Origin of the sequence: Streptomyces sp. SCPE 10 (genome assembly GCF_051980735.1) — a bacterium.
GTDB lineage: Bacteria > Actinomycetota > Actinomycetes > Streptomycetales > Streptomycetaceae > Streptomyces > Streptomyces misionensis.
Genome location: NZ_CP197069.1, coordinates 5252255 through 5276642 on the forward strand (window position 1 = coordinate 5252255; position 24388 = coordinate 5276642).

18 protein-coding genes are annotated in these 24388 nt (G+C 71.7%); 7 read left to right on the top strand and 11 right to left on the bottom strand.

Translation table 11 applies throughout. The annotated features are described in order from the left end of the window. Nucleotides 1-59 precede the first annotated feature (59 nt). From pyk to pta, 3 genes are all read right to left on the bottom strand, one after another. Complete coding sequence (pyk, locus tag ACSP97_RS24450; RefSeq protein WP_355153653.1) at nucleotides 60-1484, bottom strand: pyruvate kinase; 1425 nt, start codon at nucleotides 1482-1484, stop codon at nucleotides 60-62. A gap of 84 nt (nucleotides 1485-1568) precedes the next feature. Beyond that, nucleotides 1569-2777 carry an acetate kinase gene (locus ACSP97_RS24455; protein ID WP_355153651.1) on the bottom strand — a complete coding sequence of 403 codons (1209 nt, stop codon included), beginning with the start codon at nucleotides 2775-2777 and terminating at the stop codon, nucleotides 1569-1571. Then, nucleotides 2774-4873: a phosphate acetyltransferase gene (gene pta / locus ACSP97_RS24460; RefSeq protein WP_440554262.1), complete on the bottom strand. Its 2100-nt coding sequence runs from the start codon at nucleotides 4871-4873 to the stop codon at nucleotides 2774-2776. The genes ACSP97_RS24455 and pta overlap by 4 nt, the downstream gene beginning before the upstream one ends. 192 nt (nucleotides 4874-5065) lie before the next feature. On the opposite strand from pta, the gene ACSP97_RS24465 reads away from it, so the two are divergent. Further along, the gene (locus ACSP97_RS24465) at nucleotides 5066-6091 is read left to right on the top strand and encodes an ATP-dependent 6-phosphofructokinase (protein ID WP_355153647.1); all 1026 of its coding nucleotides are present in this window, start codon (nucleotides 5066-5068) and stop codon (nucleotides 6089-6091) included. A gap of 57 nt (nucleotides 6092-6148) precedes the next feature. On the opposite strand, the gene ACSP97_RS24470 is transcribed toward ACSP97_RS24465, so the two are convergent. Genes ACSP97_RS24470 through ACSP97_RS24480 form a run of 3 tightly spaced genes read right to left on the bottom strand, consistent with a single transcriptional unit; the run spans nucleotide 6149 to nucleotide 8611 of the window. Continuing rightward, nucleotides 6149-6280: a hypothetical protein gene (locus tag ACSP97_RS24470; protein WP_440554264.1), complete on the bottom strand. Its 132-nt coding sequence runs from the start codon at nucleotides 6278-6280 to the stop codon at nucleotides 6149-6151. 16 nt (nucleotides 6281-6296) lie between these two features. Continuing rightward, on the bottom strand, nucleotides 6297-6986 hold the full coding sequence (locus ACSP97_RS24475) for a response regulator (protein ID WP_355325998.1): 690 nt from the start codon (nucleotides 6984-6986) through the stop codon (nucleotides 6297-6299). Next, nucleotides 6983-8611, bottom strand: coding sequence for a sensor histidine kinase (locus ACSP97_RS24480; protein ID WP_355153643.1), 1629 nt, complete (start codon nucleotides 8609-8611; stop codon nucleotides 6983-6985). The genes ACSP97_RS24475 and ACSP97_RS24480 overlap by 4 nt, the downstream gene beginning before the upstream one ends. A gap of 156 nt (nucleotides 8612-8767) precedes the next feature. On the opposite strand from ACSP97_RS24480, the gene ACSP97_RS24485 reads away from it, so the two are divergent. After that, nucleotides 8768-10144, top strand: a complete 1377-nt coding sequence (locus ACSP97_RS24485; protein ID WP_355525928.1) for a cation:dicarboxylate symporter family transporter — start codon at nucleotides 8768-8770, stop codon at nucleotides 10142-10144. A 65-nt stretch (nucleotides 10145-10209) separates the two neighbouring features. On the opposite strand, the gene ACSP97_RS24490 is transcribed toward ACSP97_RS24485, so the two are convergent. Beyond that, complete coding sequence (locus tag ACSP97_RS24490; protein WP_355153639.1) at nucleotides 10210-10833, bottom strand: TetR/AcrR family transcriptional regulator; 624 nt, start codon at nucleotides 10831-10833, stop codon at nucleotides 10210-10212. Between the two features lie 120 nt (nucleotides 10834-10953). Here ACSP97_RS24490 and ACSP97_RS24495 point away from each other — a divergent pair, with 120 nt between their 5' ends. The 5 genes from ACSP97_RS24495 to ACSP97_RS24515 all read left to right on the top strand — a co-directional run bounded on the left by ACSP97_RS24495 (nucleotide 10954) and on the right by ACSP97_RS24515 (nucleotide 16702). Next, nucleotides 10954-12633 carry an MFS transporter gene (locus ACSP97_RS24495; RefSeq protein ID WP_355153637.1) on the top strand — a complete coding sequence of 560 codons (1680 nt, stop codon included), beginning with the start codon at nucleotides 10954-10956 and terminating at the stop codon, nucleotides 12631-12633. 94 nt (nucleotides 12634-12727) lie between these two features. Next, nucleotides 12728-13492: a DUF2127 domain-containing protein gene (locus ACSP97_RS24500; RefSeq protein WP_355153635.1), complete on the top strand. Its 765-nt coding sequence runs from the start codon at nucleotides 12728-12730 to the stop codon at nucleotides 13490-13492. A gap of 49 nt (nucleotides 13493-13541) precedes the next feature. Further along, complete coding sequence (locus ACSP97_RS24505) at nucleotides 13542-13970, top strand: MerR family transcriptional regulator (RefSeq protein ID WP_355153633.1); 429 nt, start codon at nucleotides 13542-13544, stop codon at nucleotides 13968-13970. 14 nt (nucleotides 13971-13984) lie between these two features. Then, nucleotides 13985-14299, top strand: coding sequence for a thioredoxin family protein (locus tag ACSP97_RS24510; protein ID WP_391869865.1), 315 nt, complete (start codon nucleotides 13985-13987; stop codon nucleotides 14297-14299). Between the two features lie 168 nt (nucleotides 14300-14467). Beyond that, a complete protein-coding gene (locus ACSP97_RS24515; RefSeq protein WP_440554268.1) occupies nucleotides 14468-16702 on the top strand; it encodes a HelD family protein in 2235 nt (744 codons plus the stop codon). A 45-nt stretch (nucleotides 16703-16747) separates the two neighbouring features. Here the strand turns inward: ACSP97_RS24515 and glgB are convergent, their stop codons facing one another. The 4 genes from glgB to ACSP97_RS24535 all read right to left on the bottom strand — a co-directional run bounded on the left by glgB (nucleotide 16748) and on the right by ACSP97_RS24535 (nucleotide 24235). After that, nucleotides 16748-18952, bottom strand: coding sequence for a 1,4-alpha-glucan branching enzyme (gene glgB, locus ACSP97_RS24520; protein ID WP_440554270.1), 2205 nt, complete (start codon nucleotides 18950-18952; stop codon nucleotides 16748-16750). 26 nt (nucleotides 18953-18978) lie between these two features. Further along, the gene (locus ACSP97_RS24525; protein ID WP_440554272.1) at nucleotides 18979-20346 is read right to left on the bottom strand and encodes a maltokinase N-terminal cap-like domain-containing protein; all 1368 of its coding nucleotides are present in this window, start codon (nucleotides 20344-20346) and stop codon (nucleotides 18979-18981) included. A 92-nt stretch (nucleotides 20347-20438) separates the two neighbouring features. After that, nucleotides 20439-22139, bottom strand: coding sequence for a maltose alpha-D-glucosyltransferase (gene treS / locus ACSP97_RS24530; protein WP_355325977.1), 1701 nt, complete (start codon nucleotides 22137-22139; stop codon nucleotides 20439-20441). Further along, entirely contained in the window at nucleotides 22136-24235 is a 2100-nt protein-coding gene (locus ACSP97_RS24535) for an alpha-1,4-glucan--maltose-1-phosphate maltosyltransferase (RefSeq protein WP_440554274.1), read from the bottom strand. Before ACSP97_RS24535 ends, treS begins: the two co-directional genes overlap by 4 nt. Nucleotides 24236-24388: the final 153 nt, after the last annotated feature.

A 24388-nucleotide genomic window follows, 5' to 3' on the forward strand; every position in this document is an offset into this window, starting at 1 on the left:
AGGGCGCCCCCTGTTACCGGGGGCGCCCTCAGCGCCGTACAAGACCCTCGCGGGGTAGGTCAGTTGTCGCTGCCCAGGTGGTGCACCCGGATCATGTTGGTGGTGCCGGGGACGCCGGGGGGCGAGCCGGCGGTGATCACCACGGTGGCGCCCGTCTCGAAGCGGCCCAGCTTGGCCAGCTCCTGGTCCACCTGCACGACCATGTCGTCGGTGGTGTTCACGAACGGCACCACGTGCGGCTCCACGCCCCAGCTCAGCGTGAGCTGGTTGCGGGTGGCCTCCTCGGTGGTGAAGGCGAGGATCGGCTGGGCGGCGCGGTAGCGCGACAGCCGGCGCGCGGTGTCACCGGACTTGGTGAAGGCGACCAGGCCCCGGCCGCCGAGGAAGTCGGCGATCTCGCAGGCCGCGCGGGCCACCGAACCGCCCTGGGTGCGCGGCTTCTTGCCCGGCACCAGCGGCTGGAGGCCCTTGGAGAGCAGCTCCTGCTCGGCGGCCTGGACGATCTTCGACATCGTCTTGACCGTCTCGATCGGGTAGGCGCCCACCGAGGACTCGGCGGACAGCATCACCGCGTCGGCGCCGTCCAGGATCGCGTTGGCCACGTCGGAGGCCTCGGCGCGGGTCGGACGGGAGTTGGTGATCATCGACTCCATCATCTGGGTCGCCACGATCACCGGCTTGGCGTTGCGCCGGCACAGCTCGATCAGGCGCTTCTGCACCATCGGGACCTTCTCGAGCGGGTACTCCACGGCCAGGTCGCCGCGGGCGACCATCACGCCGTCGAACGCCATCACGACGTCCTGCATGTTCTCCACCGCCTGCGGCTTCTCCACCTTGGCGATGACCGGGACCCGGCGGCCCTCCTCGTCCATGACGCGGTGCACGTCCTGGACGTCCTTGGCGTCCCGCACGAAGGACAGCGCGACCAGGTCGCAGCCCATGCGCAGCGCGAACCGCAGGTCCTCGACGTCCTTCTCGCTCAGCGCGGGCACGTTGACGGCCGCGCCGGGCAGGTTGATGCCCTTGTGGTCGGAGACGACACCGCCCTCGATGACGATGGTGCGGACCCGGGGGCCCTCCACGTCCACGACCTTCAGCTCGACGTTGCCGTCGTTGATCAGGACCTGGTCGCCGCGCGAGACGTCGCCCGGCAGCCCCTTGTACGTCGTCCCGCAGATGTGCTTGTCGCCGGGCACGTCCTCGGTGGTGATGACGAACTCGTCACCGCGCTCGAGTTCGACCGGGCCCTCGGCGAAGGTCTCCAGGCGGATCTTCGGGCCCTGGAGGTCGGCGAGGACGCCGATGGGCCGGCCGGTCTCCTTGGACGCGGCCCGGACGCGGTCGTACCGCGCCTGGTGCTCGGCGTGGGAGCCGTGGCTGAAGTTGAAGCGGGCCACGTTCATGCCCGCCTCGATCAGGGCGACGAGCATCTCGTGGGAGTCGACCGCGGGGCCGAGAGTACAGACGATTTTCGAACGGCGCATGGGGCGATCCTATCGGTTTGTTTCGCTACGGAATATTCCGTCTGGCGGAAGATACAAATGAGAGGCGTCCTGCTCAGGTGCTGCTCAATTGCTCTTTCCGATCAGCGCATAGGTCTGCGTCGCGATCTCCAGTTCTTCATCCGTCGGCACCACGGCCACGGCCACCCGCGCGGACGCCGGCGAAATCAGCCGTGCCCGCCCGTCGCGCACGGCGTTCAGCTCCGGGTCGACCGCCGCGCCCAGCCCCTCCAGGCCCGCGATCGCCGCCTCCCGCACGGGCGCCGCGTTCTCGCCGACCCCGGCGGTGAAGACGATCGCGTCCACCTTCCCGAGGACGGCGAAATAAGCGCCGATGTACTTCTTGAGCCGGTGAATGTAAATGTCGAAGGCGAGAGCGGCCTCTTCGTCGCCCTCGTCGATCCGGCGGCGGATCTCGCGCATGTCGTTGTCCCCGCACAGACCGAACAGCCCGCTCCTCTTGTTGAGAAGAGTGTCGATCTCGTCCATGGACATTCCGCCAACCCGTGCCAAATGGAAGATGACGGCCGGGTCCAGATCACCGGATCGCGTACCCATCACCAGGCCCTCCAAAGGCGTCAGTCCCATGGAGGTGTCCACGCACCGGCCCCGCTCCACGGCGGAGGCGGAGGCGCCGTTGCCGAGGTGCAGCACGATCACGTTCACCTCGGACGGGTCCTTGCCCAGCAGCCGCGCGGCCGCCCGCGAGACATAGGCGTGCGAGGTGCCGTGGAAGCCGTAGCGGCGCACGCGGTGGCGGTCGGCGATCTTCGGGTCGATCGCGTAGCGCGCCGCCGGCTCCGGCATGGTGGTGTGGAACGCGGTGTCGAACACGGCGACCTGCGGCAGGTCGGGACGGAGCGCCCGGGCGGTGCGGATGCCGGTCAGATTGGCCGGGTTGTGCAGCGGGGCGACCGGGATCAGCCGCTCGATCTCGGTGATCACCCCGTCGTCGATCACCGTGGGCTCGGTGAAGAACATCCCGCCGTGCACCACCCGGTGCCCGATCGCCAGCAGGTCCGGCGAGTCGAGGCCCACGCCGTCCCGGGCCAGTTCCCCGGCGACCGCCTTGAGGGCCGCGTCGTGGTCGGCGATCGGGCCGTTCTGCTCCCGCGTCTCGCCGCCAGGGACGCAGGTGTGCTCGATCCGGGAGGTCTGCTCGCCGATCCGCTCGACCAGCCCGACGGCGAGCCGGCTCGCGTCCCGCATGTCGAGCAGCTGGTACTTCAGCGAGGAGGAACCGGAGTTGAGGACGAGGACACGGGTCGCGGTCACGGTACGGGCACACTCTCTGCTCGGTCGGCGGATGTCTGGGCCTGGATGGCGGTGATGGCCACGGTCGTCACGATGTCCTGCACCAGGGCGCCCCGGGACAGGTCGTTGACCGGCTTGCGCAGCCCCTGGAGGACCGGGCCGACGGCGATCGCGCCGGCCGAGCGCTGCACGGCCTTGTAGGTGTTGTTGCCGGTGTTGAGGTCCGGGAAGATCAGCACGGTGGCCTGCCCGGCGACCTCGGAGCCCGGCAGCTTGGTGGCGGCGACGGACGGCTCCACCGCCGCGTCGTACTGGATCGGCCCCTCGATCTTCAGGTCGGGCCGGCGGGCCCGCACCAGCTCGGTGGCCGCCCGCACCTTGTCGACGTCGGCGCCCGAGCCGGAGGTGCCCGTGGAGTACGACAGCATCGCGATCCGCGGCTCCACCCCGAACCGGGCCGCCGTGACGGCCGACTGGACGGCGATGTCCGCCAACTGCTCGGCGTCCGGGTCCGGGTTGACCGCGCAGTCGCCGTAGACCAGCACCTTGTCGGCCAGGCACATGAAGAACACCGAGGAGACGATCGAGGCCTCCGGGCGGGTCTTGATGATCTCGAAGGCCGGGCGGATGGTGGCCGCCGTGGAGTGCACCGAACCGGAGACCATGCCGTCGGCCAGGCCCTCCTCGACCATCAGGGTGCCGAAGTAGTTCACGTCCGCGACCACGTCGTAGGCCAGTTCCACCGTGACGCCCTTGTGGGCGCGCAGGGCCGCGTACTTCTCGGCGAAGGCGTCGCGCAGCTCGGAGGTGGCCGGGTCGATCAGCCGGGTCTCGCCGAGGTCGATGCCGAGATCGGCGGCCTTCTTGCGGATCCGGTCGACGGGCCCCAGCAGGGTCAGCTCGCACACGCCCCGGCGCATCAGCACCTCGGCCGCGTGCAGCACCCGCTCCTCGGTGCCCTCCGGCAGCACCACCCGGCGCCGGTCGGCGCGGGCCCGCTCCAGCAGCTTGTGCTCGAACATCATCGGGGTGACCCGGTCGCCGCTGGACGCCGCGACCCGGCTCGCCAGGTCCACGGTGTCGACATGGCGCTCGAACAGGCCCAGCGCGGTCTCCGCCTTGCGCGGGGTGGCCGCGGTCATCCGGCCCTCCAGAGAGAACAGCCGCTCGGCGGTCGGGAAGCTGTTGCCGCGCACGGACAGCACCGGGGTGCCGGGGGCGAGCCGGGCCGCCAGGGTGAGGATCTCCTCGCTCGGCACCTCGTCCAGGGTGAGCAGCACACCGGCTATCGGCGGGGTGCCGGCGCTGTGCGCGGCCAGCGCGCCGACGACCAGGTCGGCGCGGTCGCCGGGGGTCACGACCAGGCAGCCCGGGGTCAGCGCGGGCAGGAAGTTCGGCAGCATCGCGCCGCCGAAGACGAAGTCGAGGGTGTCCCGGGCGAGCCCGGAGTCGTCGCCGAGCAGCACCGTGGCGTCGAGGGTCTGGGCGATCTGGGCGACGGTCGGCGCGGACAGCGCGGGCTCGTCGGGCAGCACGTAGCAGGGCACCGGAAGCCGGGAGGACAGCCATGTGGCGATGTCGTCGCGGTCCTCCCGGGCCACCCGGTTGGCGATCATCGCGAGCACGTCGCAGCCGAGGCCGTGGTAGGCCCGGTAGGCGTTGCGGACCTCCGCGCGCACCGACTCGGCGGTGTGGTCGCGGCCGCCGACCACCGGGAGTACGGAGGCGCCGAACTCGTTGGCGAGACGGGCGTTGAGGGCCAGCTCGTCCGGGAGCTGGGTGGCGGCGTAGTCGGTGCCGAGGACGAGGACCACGTCGTAGTCGCGGGCCAGCCGGTGGAAGCGGTCGACGAGGGCGGAGACCAGCTCGTCGGTGCCGCGCTCGGCCTGGAGCGCGGACGCCTCGCGGTAGTCCATGCCGACCACGGTCGCGGGGTCCTGGGAGAGGCGGTAGCGCGCCCGCAGCAGGTCGAACATCCGGTCGGGCCCGTCGTGCACGAGCGGCCGGAAGACGCCCACCCGGTCGGCCTGCCGGGTCAGGAGTTCCATGACCCCCAGATCCACGACCTGGCGGCCGTCGCCCCGGTCGATGCCGGTCACGTACACGCTGCGCGTCACGTGTCCACTCCGTTTCTCATGTCGGCACAAAAGGGTCGGCACAAAAATCGCCCACCGAGGTGAGCAGAACCCTCTTGACAGTACCCCTCGGCCGGGATAAGGCGCCCGTCAGGATCGAGGGGGAGCCCGGCGGACGTGAAAGAATCGGAGACGGCGCACGCACGGACCACAGCGAGCAGGAGACAGAGCACGATGCGCATCGGAGTACTCACCGCAGGTGGCGACTGCCCCGGCCTCAACGCCGTGATCCGTTCGGTCGTGCACCGGGCGGTGACGCAGTACGACGACGAGGTCATCGGTTTCGAGGACGGCTACCGGGGTCTGCTGGACCGCCACTACCGGACCCTCGACCTGGACGCGGTCGGCGGCATCCTGGCCCTCGGCGGCACCATCCTCGGCTCGTCCCGGCTGGAGCGCGACCGGCTCCGGGAGGCCTGTGAGCGGGCCACCGACATGGTCGAGGAGTTCGGCATCGACGCGCTGATCCCGATCGGCGGCGAGGGCACCCTGACGGCGGCCCGGATGCTGTCCGACGCGGGGCTGCCGGTCGTCGGTGTGCCCAAGACGATCGACAACGACATCTCCGCCACTGACCGCACCTTCGGCTTCGACACCGCCGTCGGCGTCGCCACCGAGGCGATGGACCGGCTGAAGACCACCGCCGAGTCCCACCAGCGCGTGATGGTCGTCGAGGTCATGGGGCGGCACGCGGGCTGGATCGCTCTGGAGTCCGGCATGGCCGCCGGCGCCCACGGCATCTGCCTGCCCGAGCGGCCCTTCGACCCGGCCGACCTGGCCAAGATGGTCGAGGAGCGCTTCGCCCGCGGCAAGAAGTTCGCCGTCATCTGCGTCGCCGAGGGCGCCCACCCGGCCGAGGGCACCATGGACTACGGCAAGGGCGAGATCGACCAGTACGGCCACGAGCGCTTCCAGGGCATCGGCACCGCGCTGGCGTACGAGCTGGAGCGGCGCCTGGGCAAGGAGGCCAAGCCGGTCATCCTCGGCCATGTGCAGCGCGGCGGCGTGCCCACCGCGTACGACCGCGTCCTCGCCACCCGCTTCGGCTGGCACGCCGTGGAGGCCGCCCACCGCGGGGAGTTCGGCCGGATGACCGCCCTGCGCGGCACCGACGTGGTGATGGTCCCGCTGGCGGAGGCGGTCACCGAACTGAAGACGGTCCCGAAGAGCCGGATGGAGGAGGCGGAGTCGGTCTTCTGACCGGCCCGCGCCGCCGGGGTGCCGCCGTCCGGCGGTCCCCCCGGCGGTTCCCCGGCGTCAGCCCTTGACCGCGCCGCCCAGGCGGCGGGCGGGAGAGTCCGGTGCCTTGGTCGACACCAACTCGGCCTTCTTGCCGGGGTGTTCGGGCTCGAACTGCTTCTTGATCCCGGCGAGGTGGGTGTCCGTCACCGCGGTCTCTCCCGGCTCAGCGCCGCTGCGGCACCCAGCGGTACACCAGCTCCGGCCGGCCCACCTGGCCGTACAGCGGGCTGCGCGCGGCCCGGCCGGTGTCCACCAGGTGCTCCAGGTAGCGGCGCGCGGTGATCCGGGAGATGCCCACGGCCTCGCCGACCCCGGCCGCGGTGAGACCGCCGGCCGCCTCGCGCAGCGCGCCGGTCACCCGCTCCAGGGTGGGCCCGCTGAGCCCCTTGGGCAGCGCGGCCGGCGCCGGGGCCCGCAGCACCGCGAGCGCCCGGTCCACCTCGTCCTGCCCGCTCGCCTCGCCCGCCGCGCCCCGGAACTCGGCGTAGCGCACCAGCCGGTCCCGCAGGGTGGCGAAGGTGAACGGCTTGAGCACGTACTGCACCACGCCCAGCGAGACGCCCTCGCGCACCATCGCCAGATCGCGGGCCGAGGTCACCGCGATCACGTCCGCGTGATGGCCCGAGGCGCGCAGCGAGCGGGCGAACTGCAGGCCGTGCACATCCGGCAGATGCAGATCGAGCAGGAGCAGGTCCACCTCCGTGCGCTCCAGGACGCGCCGGGCCGCGGCGCCCGTGCGGGCCTTGGCGACCGCGACGAAGCCGGGCACCCGGCCCACGTACAGCTCGTGCGCGTCGGCGGCGACGGGATCGTCCTCCACCACGAGCACTCTGATCGGTCTGCCGTCCGTCACGCGGCACCGCCCTCGGCCAGGGCGGGCGCCGGGCGCAGTGGCAGCCGCACCTCGAAGACCGCGCCCCCGTCCGGCGACGCGCCGGTGACCGTCAGCGTGCCCTCGTGCCGGGTCACCGCCTGCCGCACCAGGGCGAGCCCGAGCCCCCGCCCGCCGGGTCCGGCCGGCTTGGTGGAGAAGCCGCGCTGGAACACCAGGTCGGCGTGGCCGGGGTCGACGCCGGGGCCGGTGTCCGTGACCCGGAGCACCAGTTCGGCCGCCGAGGCGTACGCCGTCACGGTCACCCGAGCCCGCGCGCTGCCCCGCGCCGCGTCCACCGCGTTGTCGATCAGGTTGCCGAGGATGGTCACCAGGTCCCGGGCGGGCAGTTCCCCGGGCAGCAGGCCGTCGTCCAGGCGGCTGTCGGCGGACACCACCAGCTCCACACCCTGCTCGTTGGCCTGGGAGGTCTTGCCCAGCAGCAGCGCCGCGAGCACCGGCTCGCTCACCGCCGCCACCACCTGGTCGGTCAGCGCCTGCGCCAGCTCCAGCTCGGCGGTGGCGAACTCCACGGCCTCCTCGGCCCGGCCCAGCTCGATCAGCGACACCACGGTGTGCAGCCGGTTCGCCGCCTCGTGGGCCTGCGAGCGCAGCGCCTGGGTGAAGCCCCGCTCGGTGTCCAGCTCGCCCATCAGCGACTGGAGTTCGGTGACGTCGCGCAGGGTGACGACCGTGCCGCGGTGCTCGCCGCCGGATACGGGAGAGGTGTTGACCACCAGCACCCGGGAGGCGGTCAGGTGCACCTCGTCCACCCGGGGGCGCGAGGACAGCAGCGCGCCGGTCAGCGGGGCGGGCAGGCCGAGCCCGGCGACCGAACGGCCCACCACGTCCTCGCCCACGCCCAGCAGTTCCCGCCCGCCGTCGTTGATCAGCGCCACCCGGTACCCGCCGTCCAGCATCAGCAGTCCCTCGCGGACCGCGTGCAGCGCCGCCTGGTGGTAGTCGTGCATCCGGCTCAGCTCGGTGGCGTTCATGTTGTGGGTGTGGCGGCGCAGCCGGGCGTTGACGACGTACGTGCCGACCGCGCCCAGCAGCAGCGCCCCGCCGGCCACCCCGAGCAGCGCCGTGACCTGGTCCTGGAGGCGCTCGCTTATCCGGTCCACGGTGATGCCGGCGCTGACCAGGCCGACGATCCGGCCGCCGTCCGTCACCGGGGTCACCGCGCGCACGGAGGGGCCGAGGGTGCCGGTGTAGGTCTCGGTGAAGGTGCGGCCCCGCCGGGCGGGGGCGGTGGTGCCGAGGAAGCGCTTGCCGATCTGGCGGCGGTCCGGGTGGGTCCAGCGGATCCCGGCCGGGTTCATGATCGTGACGAAGTCGACGTTGGCGTCCCGGGTGACCTTCAGGGCGTACGGCTCCAGCGACGCGGTCGGGTCCGGGGTGCGGATCGCGTCGCGGACCGCGGGGGAGTCGGCGATCGAGCGGGCCACCGCGGTGGCCTGCCGGGCGGCCGCGCCCTCGGCCTGCCGCCGGTCGCTGACGTAGGTGAACAGCGCGGATCCGGCCACGACCACCGCTATCAGCACGGCCTGCATGGCGAACAGCTGGCCCGCCAGGCTGCGGGGACGGGGCAGGGACGGAAGACGCATGCCAGCCAGTGTGCCCCTCGGTTGTGGCGTGAACTAAATGAACGCAAGCGTGACCGCCCTCACAGGCCGGGAGATAGTCACCGCGTTCCCCAGCACCATCCCGGACGTGAGCCGCACGCCGGTCGTGCACCGACGAAGACGTCAAGGAGGGCAGTCGTGGCCGCCACCACTCCCGATACGGCACCTGCCGCACCCCGCGCCAAGCGGGACCGGACCCATTACCTGTACATCGCCGTCATCGTGGCGGTCGTGATCGGCATCGCGGTCGGCCTGATCTGGCCCGACGCCGCGGTGAAGCTCCAGCCGCTGGGCACCGGGTTCGTCAACCTGATCAAGATGATGATCTCGCCGATCATCTTCTGCACCATCGTGCTCGGCATCGGGTCCGTGCGGAAGGCCGCCAAGGTGGGTGCCGTCGGCGGCATAGCCCTCGGCTACTTCCTCGTGATGTCGCTGGTCGCCCTCGCGATCGGGCTCGTCGTCGGCAACGTGCTGCACCCCGGCTCCGGGCTCCATCTGACGAGCGCCCTCAAGCAGACCGGGCAGGCGCAGGTCGGCCAGGACGCGCTGCCGCCCGTGGACTTCGTGCTGTCGATCATCCCCAAGACGTTCGTGTCCGCCTTCACCGAGGGCCAGGTCCTGCAGACGCTGCTGGTCGCCCTGCTCGCCGGGTTCGCCCTCCAGGCCATGGGCGCGGCCGGGCAGCCGGTGCTGCGCGGCGTCGAGCACCTCCAGCGGCTGGTCTTCCGCATCCTGTCCATGGTGATGTGGGCGGCGCCGCTCGGCGCGTTCGGCGCGATCGCGGCGGTCACCGGCTCGGCGGGCGTGGACGCGCTCAAGAGCCTCGCGGTGCTGATGCTCGGCTTCTACATCACCTGTGTCCTGTTCGTCTTCGTGGTGCTCGGTGCGGTGCTGCGCCTGGTGGCCGGGGTCAACGTGTTCTCCCTGTGCAAGTACCTGGCGCGGGAGTTCCTGCTGATCCTGTCCACGTCCTCCTCCGAGTCCGCGCTGCCCCGGCTGATCGCGAAGATGGAGCACCTGGGCGTGAGTAAGCCGGTCGTCGGCATCACCGTGCCGACCGGGTACTCCTTCAACCTCGACGGCACGATGATCTACATGACCATGGCGTCGCTGTTCATCGCGGACGCGCTGGGCACCCCGATGTCGGTGGGCGAGCAGATTCCGCTGCTGCTGTTCCTGCTGCTGGCCTCCAAGGGCGCGGCCGGTGTCAGCGGGGCCGGTCTCGCCACCCTGGCCGGCGGTCTGCAGTCGCACAAGCCCGCGCTGGTGGACGGCGTCGGTCTGATCGTCGGCATCGACCGGTTCATGAGCGAGGCGCGAGCGCTGACGAACTTCGCGGGCAACGCGATCGCCACGGTGCTGGTGGGCACGTGGACCAAGGAGATCGACAAGGCGCGGGTGCGGCAGGTGCTCGCCGGCGAGCTGCCGTTCGACGAGGCGGCGCTCGACGTGCAGGCGAGCACGGTGGCCGGGATTCCCGAGCCCCGGGAGGAGAAGCTGGCCAAGGCGTAGGGGCCCTTTGTACTCCGGATGCCCGGCCCCGCCTGAACCGGGGCCGGGCATCCGGCGTTTCGGCGTCAGGAGCCGGAACTCACCTCGGCCACCAGGGCGGTGGCCGTCTCGGCGGGCACGCCGGCCGCGGTCAGGACGGTGACCGTGGCGGAGCGGCCCGCCTCCCGCGCCGGCAGCAGACCGTCGTTGACGGCCTCCATCACCGCGAACAGGGTCTGCTCGTGCACGTAGGCCAGCGCGGGCGCGGGCAGCGGTGAGGTGAACACCCCTTCGTCCAGGCCCTGCTGGAGCACCCTGATCTTGGCCGCGCGCACCGGGGCGAGCCGCTCGCGGATGCCCTGGACGGTGACCGTGCGCTGGGCGAGCGCGATCAGCAGCCGGTAGCGGTCCGCGGTCTCCCACACCGCCAGCACCGAGCGGGCCAGGGCCCGCGCCGGGTCGTCCGCCCCCGTGCGCACCGCGGCGTCCGCGTCCGCCAGGGCCTGCACGGCCTCGTCGGTGAGGGTGCTGATCAGCGCCTCACGGCTGGGGAAGTGGCCGTACACGGTCCGTCGTACGACGCCGGCGGCGCGCGCGATCTGGTCCATGGAGGCGTCCGGGTCGCGCAGCAGCTCGGCGAGGGCGACGTCGAGGATGCGGCGCCGGTTCGCGTCGGCGCGGCTGGGGTTACCCGTGGTCATGGCAGTCATTCTGCACGTCCTCTCGCGAGTTGCACAGCACTGTGCAACGGCGTACATTGCACATGGTTGTGCAATTGCACGCTGCTGTGCAAGTACCGATGTGAACCCCGAGGAAGGCAAACCGCTGCCATGCGACTCGTCATGACCGAACCGGTCGAGAAGATGGAGCGCCCGTACGCCCGGCGCTGGTGGGCCCTGCTGGTGCTCTGCCTGAGCCTGCTGATCATCGTGATGGCCAACACCGCCCTCACGGTCGCGGCGCCCGACATGACGAAGGACCTCGGCCTGTCCAGCGCCGACCTCCAGTGGGTGATCGACGGCTACACCGTCCCCTACGCGGCGCTGATGCTGCTGCTCGGGGCGATCGGCGACAAGTACAGCCGGCGCGGGGCGCTCGTGCTCGGCCTGCTCGTCTTCGGCGCCGGCGCCGTCTTCGGCTATCTCGCCGGCAGCGCCGCGACCGTGATCGCCGCCCGTGCGGTGATGGGCGTCGGCGCGGCGCTGATCATGCCGGCCACGCTGTCGCTGCTCGCGGCGACCTTCCCGCGGGCCGAGCGGGCCAAGGCGATCACGCTGTGGACCGCCACCGCCGGCCTCGCCATCGCCGCCGGACCGGTGGTCGCCGGCGCCCTGCTGCGGGACCACGGCTGGTCCTCGACCTTCCTGATCAACGTGCCGATCGCGGCCGTGGCCCTGGTCGCCGCCTTCGTCCTGGTCCCGCCGTCCAAGGCCGGCCACCACGACCGCATCGACTACGTGGGCGGCCTGCTGTCCGTGCTGTGGACCGGCGCGCTCGTCTACATGATCATCCAGGGCCCGCACTTCGGCTGGGGCGCCAAGGCCGTCACGGCCGCCGTGATCGCGGGCGCCGGACTGGTCGCGTTCGTCCTGTGGGAGCTGCGCCACCCGCGTCCGATCCTGGACGTCCGCCGCTTCGCGAACCGCCGCTTCGCCGGCTCCAACCTGGCCGTCGCCCTGTTCTTCCTGGCCGTCTTCGGCGCGTTCTACTTCCTCACCCAGCACCTCCAGTTCGTCCTCGGCTACGACGCCCTGCAGACCGGTGTGCGGATGCTGCCGCTCGCCGGCGCGGTCTTCGTCGGCTCCGCCCTGACCGGCTGGCTCACCCCGCGCGTCGGCATGAAGTGGACGGTCAGCGCGGGCATGGTCCTCGGCACCGTGGCGCTGGCCCTGCTCACCCGGGTGGACGCGGGCTCCACGTACGGCGACTTCCTGGCCCCGCTGATCATCCTCGGCCTCGCCATCGGCCTCGCCCTCTCGCCCTGCACCGACGCGATCATGGGCGCCTTCCCGGAGTCCGAGCTGGGCGTCGGCGGCGCGGTCAACGACACCTCGCTGGAGCTGGGCGGCTCGCTCGGCATCGCCATCCTCGGCTCGCTGCTCGCGACGTCGTACGGCAACCACCTCGGCGACGCCACGGCCGGCAGCAAGCTCCCGCCGAGCGCCCTCGACACCGCCCAGGACTCGGTCGGCGCCGGGTACGCCGTCGCGCAGGGCATCGCCGACAAGGCACACCAGGTCGCCGCGCAGGCCGCCCACGCGAGCAGCCCCCAGCAGGCCGCCCAGCTCAAGCAGCAGGCCGGCGAACTGGCCGCGGGCGCCCGCCAGATGGCCGACGCGGTCGGCTCCTCCTTCTCCGACGCCGTCGCCCACACCAGCCTCGTCGGCGCGGTCGTGCTCGGCGTCGGCACCGTCCTGGTCGCCCTGCTGCTGCCGCGCCGCGCCACCGCGGCACAGGCCGCGCAGGTGAAGGAAGCGGAGAAGGAACCGGCGGACACCTCGGCCCGCTGAGGTCTTCCCACCCGCATCGGTTAACGTGCCGTTCCGGATCGACCGGAACGGCACGCCGCCGCGTGGCGTCAGCAAGAGCATGGAGGCACGGGGGATGAAGATCGACTGGGACCGGCGCACCTGCGCCCGCAAGGGGCACGTGACCTACGCGCCCGACGACCCCCGGCTGCGGGTGCGGCTGCACGCGCGGACCGGGCTCGGGGACGTCTGGCGCTGTCTGCGCTGCGGCGACTTCGTGCTCGGCGAGCCCGACGGTTCGGGGCCGGCCGAGGACGCGCCGCTGGTGCCGCGCGGCAAGGTGCTGCGGGACCTGTTCATCCTGCGCTTCCTCGCGGTCGAGCGGGCCGTGCGCGGGGTGTTCATAGTGCTGGTCGCGGTGGCGGTGTGGAAGTTCAGCAACAGCCAGGACGCGGTACGGCGGCTGTTCAACGAGTACCTGACCGTCCTGCGCCCGGTCTTCCGCCACTTCCACTACGACCTCGACCACTCTCCCGTGGTCGGCTCCATCCAGAAGGCCTTCGGCTACAAGCACTCCACGCTGCTCCTGGTCGCCGGTGTGCTCCTCGCCTATGCCCTGATCGAACTGGTCGAGGCGGTCGGCCTGTGGCGCGCCAAGCGCTGGGCGGAATACCTCACGGTCGTCGCCACGGCCGCGTTCCTCCCGCTGGAGGTCTACGAGCTGACGGAGAAGATCAGCTACCTCAAGATCGCCACCCTCGCCCTCAACATCCTCGCCGTCCTCTACATCGCCCTCGCCAAGCGCCTGTTCGGTCTGCGCGGCGGCCGCCGCAAGTTCGAGGAGGAGCGGCACAGCGCGTCCCTGCTGGAGGTGGAGGAGTCGGCGGGGGTGCTGGTCTGACACCCGGCCGCTTGCCTTGACCCCGGCGTCAACGCCTAACGTCACGGACATGCGAATCGGCGAGCTGGCTGCCCGGGCCGGGACCACGACGCGTGCCCTGCGCTATTACGAGGCGCGTGGGCTGCTTCCGGCGCGGCGGGACGAGAAGGGCCACCGGAGGTACGACGAGGACGACCTCGGACTCCTGCGGCAGATCCGGATGCTCCAGGACTTCGGGTTCGAGCTGGAGGAGACGCGGCCGTTCGTGGAGTGTCTGCGGGCGGGGCATCCACAGGGCGACGCCTGTCCGGCGTCGCTCGTGGTCTACCGGCGCAAGCTCGCGGAGCTGGACGCGCTGATCGGGCAGCTGACGGCGGTGCGGGAGACGGTCGCGGGGCAGTTGCGCAGGGCCGAGCGGGCCCGGGACGAGCTGGCCGCCGAGGCATCGGTTCCGGGGGGTCCGGAACCCGTGTGCGAACTGGGAGGACAGCGATCGTGAGTGTGGTGAGCGCAGTGGCCGAGGTGTCCGACGCCGACTTTGAGACGGAGGTGCTCGGCGCCGAGCTGCCAGTGCTGGTGCAGTTCACGGCCGAGTGGTGCGGGCCGTGCCGGCAGCTGGCACCGGTGCTGAGGGACATCGCCCTGGAGGAGGGCAAGCGGCTGAAGGTCGTACAGGTGGACGTGGACCGCAGCCCGCGGACCACCATGGCGCACGGGGTGCTGGCGACGCCCACGCTGATGGTCTTCCGCGGCGGTGAACCGGTGCGGTCGATGGTGGGGGCACGGGCGAAGCGGCGGCTGCTGGCCGAGCTGGCGGACGTGCTCTGAAGCGGGCCGAGAGACACGGAAATCCCCCGGGCAATTGCGGCCGGGGGATTTCTTTGCGTATATTCGGTGGTTCGTGACTTCCTGTTCACGGAGTCACGGAAAGCTTTGTGAGCACAGTATATCCGGGCGGGAGCGGAATTGTCAAACACCGAATTTCCAGACGATGAATTGCGCCGCGAACAGGAATTCATCGACGCCCTGTACGCGCGCGTGGACGTGCTGCGCGGGGAGGCGGAGGCCTCGGTCGGGGACGCGCTCGCGCAGGGCGACAAGCCCATGCAGGCCCGGCTGGAGCGGGACATCCTGGTGGCCGAGCGGTCCGGTCTGCTCGCCGCGCTGAACGCCGTGGACGGATCGCTGTGCTTCGGACGCATCGATCTCGCCGACGGCGCGAGCCACCACATCGGGCGAATCGGGCTGCGCAAGGACGACGCCGAGCGCACCCCCGTGCTGGTCGACTGGCGGGCCGCCGTCGCCCGGCCGTTCTACCTGGCCACCGGGCACACTCCGATGGGGCTGCGGCGGCGCCGCCACATCGCCACCGAGGGACGCACCGTCACCGCCCTGCACGACGAGATCCTGGACCTCGGCGACGCCACCCGCACCGGGCACGAGGACCACAACGGCGACGCCGTGCTGCTGGCCGCACTGAACTCGGCGCGCACCGGCCGGATGGGCGACATCGTGCGGACCATCCAGGCCGACCAGGACCGCATCATCCGGGCGCCGCACCGCGGCGTGCTGGTGGTGGAGGGCGGTCCGGGCACCGGCAAGACCGCCGTGGCACTGCACCGGGCGGCGTACCTGCTGTACGAGCACCGGGAGCTGCTGGCCCGCCGTGCCGTGCTGATCGTCGGACCCAACCCGGCCTTCCTCGGCTACATCGGCGAGGTGCTGCCCTCCCTCGGCGAGACCGGTGTGCTGCTGGCCACGGTCGGCGAGCTGTTCCCCGGGGTGAAGGCCACCGCCGCCGACACCCCGGAGGCGGCCGCCGTCAAGGGCGGCGCCGCGATGGCCGACGTGCTCGCCGAGGTGGTGCGCGACCGGCAGGCGCTGCCCGACCCGGTCATCGCGATCGAGCACGACCGCGAGGTGCTGATGCTGGACGACGGCCTGGTGAGCGTCGCCCGGGAACGCACCCGGGCCGCGAAGCTGCCGCACAACGCGGCCCGCGAGCACTTCGAGGGCCACATCCTCAACACCCTCACCGACCTGTACGCCGAACGGGTCGGCACCGACCCCTATGACGGCAGCAGCCTGCTGGACGCCTCCGACCTCACCCAGATCCGCGACGAACTCGCGGAGAACCCCGAGGTCTGGGACGCCATCGACCGGCTCTGGCCCCGCCTCACCCCGCAGCGGCTGGTCGCCGACTTCCTGGCCGAACCCGAGGGGTACCTCTCCGCCGAGGACGCCGCCGCGATCCGCCGCCCGGTGACCCGCGCGTGGACCGTCGCCGACGTACCGCTCCTCGACGAGGCCGCCGAACTCCTCGGCGAGGACGACCGGCCGGCCCGCTCCCGCGCGGAGCAGGAGCGCGAGGCGCAGATCGCGTACGCGCAGGGGGTGCTGGACGTGTCGTACGCCTCGCGGACCTACGAGTTCGAGGACAAGGAAGAGGACGACCCGGAAGCCTCGGAGGTGCTGTCCGCGCACGACATCATCGACGCCGAGCGGTTCGCCGAGCGCCAGGAGGAGGCCGACCACCGCAGCGCGGCCGAGCGCGCCGCCGCGGACCGGACCTGGGCCTTCGGGCACATCATCGTGGACGAGGCGCAGGAACTGTCGCCGATGGCCTGGCGGCTGCTGATGCGGCGCTGCCCGACCCGCTCCATGACCCTGGTCGGCGACCCGGCGCAGACCGCGGAGGCGGCCGGCGTCGGCTCCTGGGCGAAGATCCTCGCCCCGTACGTCGAGGACCGCTACGAGCACACGCGCCTCGGCGTCAACTACCGCACCCCGTCCGAGATCATGGACCTCGCCGCGGCCGTGGTCCGGGCCGAGGACCCCGGCTTCCGGCCGCCGAGTTCGGTGCGCTCCACGGGCGTACGGCCCTGGGTGCGCCGGGCCGACGACGACCTGCCCGGCGCGGTGGCCAAGGCGGTCGCCGAACTCACCCCGGCGGAGGGCCGCCTGGCGGTCATCGCCCCGCGCCGTCTGCACCGGGCGATCGCGGCACGCCTCGACGGCGTCACGGCCGGCGCGGAACCCGACCTCACCCGGGCGGTCGTCCTGCTGGACCCCCGCCAGTCCAAGGGCCTGGAGTTCGACTCGGTCCTGGTGGTCGAGCCGGGCGAGTACGGCACCAGCGACCTCTACGTGGCCCTGACCCGCGCCACCCAGCGGCTGGGGGTGCTGCACACCGGCGACCTGCCCGCGGCCCTGGCCGGGCAGCACACCTAGCCACCCCGAGCGCCCCGGAGCGGTGTGCTCCGGGGCACCCGGTGGTCAGGCCGGCCGCAGCCACACCGTGGCCGAGGGGGGCAGGGTCAGTCGGACGGAGGCCGGGTGGCCGTGGGCGGCCCGCGGCTCCGCCTTCAGCGGCCCCGGGTTGGTCACCCCGCTGCCGCCGTAGCGCTCGGCGTCCGTGTTCAGCATCTCCGCCCAGGCCGGGACGTCGTCCGGGACGCCGATCACGTAGTCGGGGTGGGGCACCGGGGAGAAGTGGCAGACGACGAGGACCGGGTCGCCGGCGGCGGAGAACCGGAGGAAGGCGAGGACGTTGTCGTCGGCCGCGTCGCCGGTGATCCACCGGAAGCCGGACGGGTCGGTGTCCCGCTGCCACAGCGCGGCGGTGGCCCGGTAGCGGGCGTTGAGATCGCGCACGAGATCGCGGACGCCCCGGTGGTCGGGCTCGGCGGGGTACGACGGGTCGAGGAGCCACCAGTCCGGGCCGTGCGCCTCGGACCACTCGGCGCCCTGCGCGAACTCCTGCCCCATGAAGAGGAGTTGCTTGCCCGGGTGCGCCCACATGAAGCCCAGGTAGGCGCGCAGGTCCGCGCGTTGCCGCCACCAGTCGCCCGGCATCTTGGAGACCAGCGATCGTTTGCCGTGCACCACCTCGTCGTGGGAGATCGGCAGGACGTAGTTCTCGCTGTACGCGTACATCATCGAGAAGGTCATCTCGTGGTGGTGGTACGCGCGGTGCACGGGGTCGTGCGCCATGTACTGGAGCGAGTCGTGCATCCAGCCCATGTTCCACTTCAGGCCGAAGCCCAGCCCGCCGCTGTCGGTCGGCCGGGTCACCCCGTCCCAGGCGGTGGACTCCTCGGCGACGGTCACCACCCCGGGGCAGCGCCGGTACACGGTGGCGTTCATCTCCTGGAGGAAGGCCACCGCGTCCAGGTTCTCCCGGCCGCCGTGCTCGTTCGGCGTCCACCGGCCCGGCTCGCGCGAGTAGTCCAGGTAGAGCATGGAGGCCACCGCGTCCACCCGCAGGCCGTCCACATGGAACTCCTCGCACCAGTAGACGGCGTTCGCCACCAGGAAGTTGCGCACCTCGCGCCGGCCCAGGTCGAACTCCAGCGTGCCCCAGTCGGGATGCGCGGCCCGCAGCGGATCGGGGTGCTCGTACAGCGGGCGCCCGTCCAACTCGGCCAGTGCCCACTCGTCGCGCGGGAAGTGGGCCGGCACCCAGTCCATCAGCACCCCGATGCCGGCCTGGTGCAGCCGGTCCACCAGGTACTTGAAGTCGTCCGGGGTGCCCAGGCGGGCCGTCGGCGCGTAGAAGCCGGTGACCTGGTAGCCCCACGAGCCGCCGAACGGGTGCTCCGCGACCGGCATCAGCTCCACATGGGTGAAGCCCATCTCCTTGACGTACGCGGGCAGTTGGTCCGCGAGTTCCCGGTAGGACAGGCCGGGCCGCCAGGACGGCAGATGCACCTCGTACACGGAGAACGGCGCCTCGTGCACCGGTACGTCCCCCCGGTGGGCCAGCCACTTTGCGTCCTCCCACACGTGGTGCGAGACGTGCACCACCGACGCGGTGGCCGGCGGGGCCTCGGTGCGGCGGGCCAGCGGGTCGGCGCGCAGGGTGCGGGAGCCGTCGGGCCGGGTGATCTCGAACTTGTACAGCTCGCCCTCGCCGATCCCCGGCACGAACAGCTCCCAGACCCCGGAGGAACCCAGCGAACGCATCGGGAAGCCGGTGCCGTCCCAGAAGTCGAAGTCCCCGGCGACCCGCACCCCCCGGGCGTCGGGCGCCCACACCGCGAACCGGGTGCCGGTCACCCCCTGGTGGGTCAGGACGTGGGCGCCGAGGGCCCGCCACAGCTGCTCGTGCCGGCCCTCGCCAATCAGATGCAGGTCCAGCTCGCCGAGCGTGGGCAGGAAGCGGTAGGCGTCCTCGGTCTCGTGCACCGCGCCGTCGTACGCCACCCGCAGCCGGTAGGCGTCCGGTACGGCGGTCAGCGGGAGCAGGCCGGAGAAGAAGCCGTCGCCGTCGTCGCGCAGTTCGGCGCGGAGTTCGCCGGCGACGACGGTGACCGAGCGGGCGCCCGGGCGCAGGGCCCGGAAGACGACGCCGTCCGGCACCGGGTGGGCACCGAGTACGGCGTGCGGGTCGTGGTGGGTGCCGTGCAGCAGCCGGTCGCGGTCCCCGGCCTCCCAGGGCGCGGCGGTCCCGGCGGCGGATACGTGATTCTTCGACGTCACGAGCGAGTCTCCCGGGGTGGATCGGGTCAGTTCGGGTCGGACGCGGCGAGGCGGCGGACCGCCGACAGCGGCACCGGCAGCCAGTCGGGGCGGTGGCGGGCCTCGTACACCACCTCGTAGACGGCCTTGTCGGTCTCGTAGGCGCGCAGCATGACCGGATCGGTGCGCGGGTCGCGCCCGGTCACCTCCGCGTACCCGGAGCAGTAGGCGGCCCGGCAGTCGTGCGCCCAGCGCGGTGCGGGCGGGCTCGCCGAGCGGGCCGCGTAGTCGAAGGAGCGGAGCATCCCCGCGATGTCCCGCACCGGTGGCTGCGGCATCCGCCGCTCGGCCGGCGGCCGGGCCGGCTCCCCCTCGAAGTCGATCAGCGACCAGTCGCCGGACGGCGCGCGCAGACACTGCCCGAGGTGCAGGTCCCCGTGCACCCGCTGCGCCGTCCAGGTACGGCCCTGGGTCACCAGCTCGCCCAGCGCCGTGTACGCCGAGCGCAGCCCCTCCTCGTAGGGCACCAGCGCGGGCACCGCCTGGACGGCCGCCGCCAGCCGCTCGGTCATCCCCTGGACCAGCGGCCCCAGTTGGGCCGGGCCGAGGGTGACCGTCGGCAGGGCGCGGGCGAGCGCGGTGTGCACCTCGGCGGTGGCCCGGCCCAGCGCCCGCGCCTCGGGGGCGAAGCCCTCGCCCTTGGCGAGGGCCCGCAGCGCCAGCTCCCAGCCGTCGGCGGCTCCGCTCACGAACGGCTGGAGCACCGCGAGCACATGCGGCTCCCCGTCCAGTTCGGTGTGCAGCCACGCCGTCGGCGCGGGCACCCGGGGACAGCCCTCACGGGCCAGCGCCAGCGGCAGTTCCAGGTCGGGGTTGATCCCGGGGACCACCCGGCGCAGCACCTTCAGGATGAACGCGTCCCCGTACACCACCGAGGTGTTGGACTGCTCGGCGGCCAGCAGCCGGGCCACCAGGTGCGGCCGGATCTCCCGGCGCGGGTCCCGTTCGAAGACGAGCCCGCCGATGCGCGCCCGGGTGCGCAGGGCCTCCAGGAGCACTTCGGCGGGCCGGGGGTCGTAGAGGGCGTCGTACGCCGTGTGTCCGGCGAGCGGGCCCCTGTCCACATGGCCGATCAGCGCGGGCGCCAGCCGGGGCGGCAGCGCCTCGCGCACGCCTATGAGGAGCTGGTAGCAGTGGCCGGTTCGCGGCCCCGACGGCTGATGGACCCGCACCAGGATGTGGTACAGGCCCAATCTCCCGTCGGGCGGCAGGAGTTGGGTGACGGCCACCGGAGTGAACCCGGTGACCGGGCGACCCTTGCCCGCGAACCAGCGCTGCCGGGGCAGCCAGGCGCGCAGCAAGGGGGCCAGTGAGTCGAGGGTGGTGCTCAATGGAGGGGTGACCGCTTCCGTCATGGGCGTCACGTCCTTTCCCCGGGTCGTCGGGGTGTCACTGTCGCGTGCCCGGGGCGGGGCGGGGGAAACGCCCCGCGGCGCGAGCGGCGTGGCTACACCGCCTCCCGGCGCAGCCGGAACCAGTAGAAGCCGTGTCCCGCGAGGGTCAGCAGATACGGCAGCTCGCCCACCGCCGGGAAGCGCACCCCGCCGAACAGCTCGACCGGGTGCCGCCCGCCGAACCGGCTCAGGTCCAGCTCGGTGGGCTGGGCGAAGCGGGAGAAGTTGTGCACGCACAGCACCAGGTCGTCCTCGTACTCGCGCAGGAAGGCGAGCACGGCGGGATTGCTCGACTGGAGTTCGGTGTACGTGCCGAGGCCGAAGGCGGGGTTCTGCTTGCGGATCTCGATCATGCGCCGGGTCCAGTGCAGCAGGGAGGACGGCGAGGACATGGCGGCTTCCACGTTGGTGACCTGGTAGCCGTAGACCGGGTCCATGATCGTGGGCAGGAAGAGCCGGCCCGGATCGCTCGACGAGAAGCCGGCGTTGCGGTCGGGGGTCCACTGCATGGGGGTGCGTACGGCGTCGCGGTCGCCGAGCCAGATGTTGTCGCCCATGCCGATCTCGTCGCCGTAGTAGAGGATCGGCGAGCCGGGCAGGGACAGCAGCAGGGCGGTGAACAGCTCGATCTGGTTGCGGTCGTTGTCGAGCAGCGGGGCGAGCCGGCGCCGGATGCCGATGTTGGCGCGCATGCGGGGGTCCTTGGCGTACTCGGCCCACATGTAGTCGCGTTCCTCGTCGGTGACCATCTCCAGGGTCAGCTCGTCGTGGTTGCGCAGGAAGATGCCCCACTGGCAACTGGACGGGATCGCGGGCGTCTTGGCGAGGATCTCGGAGACCGGGTAGCGCGACTCGCGCCGCACGGCCATGAAGATCCGCGGCATCACCGGGAAGTGGAAGGCCATGTGGCACTCGTCGCCGCCCGAGGTGTAGTCCCCGAAGTAGTCGACCACGTCCTCCGGCCACTGGTTGGCCTCGGCCAGCAGCACCTTGTCCGGGTACTGGGCGTCGATCTCCTTGCGCACCCGCTTGAGGAACTGGTGGGTCGCGGGCAGGTTCTCGCAGTTGGTGCCCTCCTGCTGGTACAGGTACGGCACCGCGTCCAGCCGGAACCCGTCGATGCCGAGATCGAGCCAGAACTTCAGCGCGGAGATCATCTCCTCCTGCACCGCCGGGTTCTCGTAGTTGAGGTCCGGCTGGTGCGAGAAGAAGCGGTGCCAGTAGTACTGCTTGCGTACCGGGTCGTACGTCCAGTTGGAGGCCTCGGTGTCGACGAAGATGATCCGCGCGTCCGGGTACTGCTTGTCGTCGTCGGCCCAGACGTAGTAGTCCCCGTACGGGCCGTCCGGATCGCGGCGGGACTCCTGGAACCACGGGTGCTGGTCGCTGGTGTGGTTCATGACGAAGTCGATGATCACGCGCATGCCGCGCTGGTGGGCGGCGTCCACGAACTCCACGAAGTCGGCGAGGTCGCCGAACTCCGGCAGCACCGCGGTGTAGTCCGAGACGTCGTAACCGCCGTCTCTGAGCGGCGACTTGAAGAAGGGCGGCAGCCACAGGCAGTCCACGCCGAGCCACTGGAGGTAGTCGAGCTTGGCGGTCAGGCCCTTGAGGTCGCCGACGCCGTCGCCGTTGCTGTCCTGGAAGGAGCGGACCAGCACCTCGTAGAAGACGGCGCGCTTGAACCAGTCCGGGTCCCGGTCCCCGGCCGGAGTGTCCTGAAAGGTGTCCGGGACGGGCTCATTGACGATCATGTGGTGGGTGACCCTCCGATCTGCGGGTTGGACGGTCGCAGGACGGTGAAGACGTGCGCGGGCCGGTGGCCCGGTTCCAGGCGCACATAGTTGGCCCTGCCCCAGTGGTAGGTCTCGCCGGTGAGCTCGTCGCGCACCGGCACCGACTCGTGCCAGTCCAGGCCGAGTTGCGGCATGTCCAACGAGACCGTGGCCTCCTGGGTGTGGTGGGGGTCGAGGTTGGCGACGACCAGAACCGTGTTCGAGCCGCCGCGCTTCGAGTAGGCGATCACGGCGTCCTGGTCGGCGTGGTGGAAGTGCAGATCGCGCAACTGGCGCAGGGCGGGGCTGCGGCGCCGGATGTGGTTGAGCTTGGTGATCAGCGGGGCGATGGTGCGGCCCTCGCGTGCGGCGGTGTCCCAGTCGCGTGGTGTGAGCTGGTATTTCTCGGAGTCGAGGTATTCCTCGCTGCCTTCGCGCAGGGGGGTGTTCTCGCACAGTTCGTAGCCGCTGTAGATGCCCCAGCTGGGGGAGAGGGTGGCGGCGAGGACGGCGCGGACCTCGAAGGCGGGGCGGCCGCCGTGCTGGAGGTAGGCGTGCAGGATGTCGGGGGTGTTGGGGAAGAGGTTGGGCCGCATGTAGGCGGCTGCCTCGCCCGTCAACTCGGTGAGATATGCGGTGAGTTCGTCTTTGGTGGTGCGCCAGGTGAAGTAGGTGTAGGACTGCTGGAAGCCGATCTGCGCCAGGGTGTGCATCATGGCGGGGCGGGTGAAGGCCTCGGCCAGGAAGATCACGTCGGGGTCTTGGTCGTTGATCTCGGCGATGACGCGTTCCCAGAAGACGACCGGTTTGGTGTGGGGGTTGTCGACGCGGAAGATCCGTACCCCGTGGTCCATCCAGTGCCGCAGCACCCGCACGGTCTCGGTGACGAGGCCGTCCATGTCCGTGTCGAAGGCGATCGGGTAGATGTCCTGGTACTTCTTGGGCGGGTTCTCGGCGTGGGCGATGGTGCCGTCGGGCCGGTGGTGGAACCACTCGGGGTGTTTGTGCACCCAGGGGTGGTCGGGGGAGCACTGGAGGGCGAAGTCCAGGGCGATCTCCAGGCCCAGTGCGCGGGCCCGGTCGACGAAGTGGTCGAAGTCCTCGATCGTGCCGAGCCGGGGGTGGACGGTGTCGTGTCCGCCTTCGGGGGAGCCGATGGCCCAGGGGACGCCGACGTCGTCGGGGGTGGCGGTGAGGCTGTTGTTGCGGCCCTTGCGGAAGGTGTGGCCGATCGGGTGGATCGGGGGCAGGTAGACCACGTCGAAGCCCATGTCGGCGATCGGCTTCAGCCGCCGCTCGGCGGTGCGGAAGGTGCCGTGGGGGTGTGCGGCGGTGCCCTCGCTGCGGGGGAAGAACTCGTACCAGGAGCCGTAGAGCGCGCGCTCGCGCTCGACCAGCAGCGGCATCGGGTCCGACGCGGTCACCAACTCCCGCAACGGATACCGCGCGAGCACCTCCCGCACCTTTGGCCGCAGCGCCTCCGCGAGCCGCCAGGCGGCCGGGCGCTCCTCGTCCCGCAGGGCGCGGGCCGCCTCCAGCACGCGCCGCCGCCGTGCCTCGGGGACCCCGGCGGCGGCGCGCTCGTACAGCCGGGCGCCCTCCTCCAGGACCAGTTCGGTGTCGATGCCGGCCGGGATCTTGATCCGGGCGTGCCGGTGCCAGGTGGTGAGCGGATCGGCCCAGGCCTCCACCGTGTACGTCCAGCGGCCGGGCGCACCCGCCGTGACGATGGCGCCCCAGCGGTCGGTGCCCGGGGCGAGTTCCCGCATCGGGGTCCAGGGTCCGGGCCGGCCCGCCGGGTCGCGCAGCACCACGTTCGCCGCGACCGCGTCGTGCCCCTCCCGGAACACGGTGGCCGACACCTCGAACGACTCCCCGGTCACCGCCTTGGCGGGCCGGCGACCGTGCTGCACCACGGGGCGCACGTCGAGGACCGGGATGCGACCGGTCACGGGGACGGGCCCCGGTGGCTTCGGAGCGGGGGACTTCGGACGTTTGCGGTCCGCAGGCTTCTTCCCGGCCGCCGTGGCCCTGCGGCCCGGCGGGGTTGCTGACGAATGGTTCGTGGCGGGCATGACCGCTCCTGTCCGCGTCAACGTGGCTGTGGGCGGATGACTATGGGGAGGTGGGTCCTGCGGGAGGTGCTGGGCGCGACCTGTGGGGTGGATATGGAGGAGCCTTCCCACCCTTCTCGGGTGGGCAATCCGGAACTTTGTTAACTACTCGCG

Bases quoted from the DNA above. Each gene is read 5' to 3' on its own strand.
- ACSP97_RS24490 (WP_355153639.1), bottom strand. From the start codon at position 10,833: ATGACTGCCATGACCACGGGTAACCCCAGCCGCGCCGACGCGAACCGG.
- ACSP97_RS24495 (WP_355153637.1), top strand. From the start codon at position 10,954: ATGCGACTCGTCATGACCGAACCGGTCGAGAAGATGGAGCGCCCGTAC.
- ACSP97_RS24500 (WP_355153635.1), top strand. From the start codon at position 12,728: ATGAAGATCGACTGGGACCGGCGCACCTGCGCCCGCAAGGGGCACGTG.
- ACSP97_RS24535 (WP_440554274.1), bottom strand. From the start codon at position 24,235: ATGCCCGCCACGAACCATTCGTCAGCAACCCCGCCGGGCCGCAGGGCC.
- ACSP97_RS24525 (WP_440554272.1), bottom strand. From the start codon at position 20,346: ATGACGGAAGCGGTCACCCCTCCATTGAGCACCACCCTCGACTCACTG.
- ACSP97_RS24505 (WP_355153633.1), top strand. From the start codon at position 13,542: ATGCGAATCGGCGAGCTGGCTGCCCGGGCCGGGACCACGACGCGTGCC.
- ACSP97_RS24480 (WP_355153643.1), bottom strand. From the start codon at position 8,611: ATGCGTCTTCCGTCCCTGCCCCGTCCCCGCAGCCTGGCGGGCCAGCTG.
- treS (WP_355325977.1), bottom strand. From the start codon at position 22,139: ATGATCGTCAATGAGCCCGTCCCGGACACCTTTCAGGACACTCCGGCC.
- ACSP97_RS24465 (WP_355153647.1), top strand. From the start codon at position 5,066: ATGCGCATCGGAGTACTCACCGCAGGTGGCGACTGCCCCGGCCTCAAC.
- pyk (WP_355153653.1), bottom strand. From the start codon at position 1,484: ATGCGCCGTTCGAAAATCGTCTGTACTCTCGGCCCCGCGGTCGACTCC.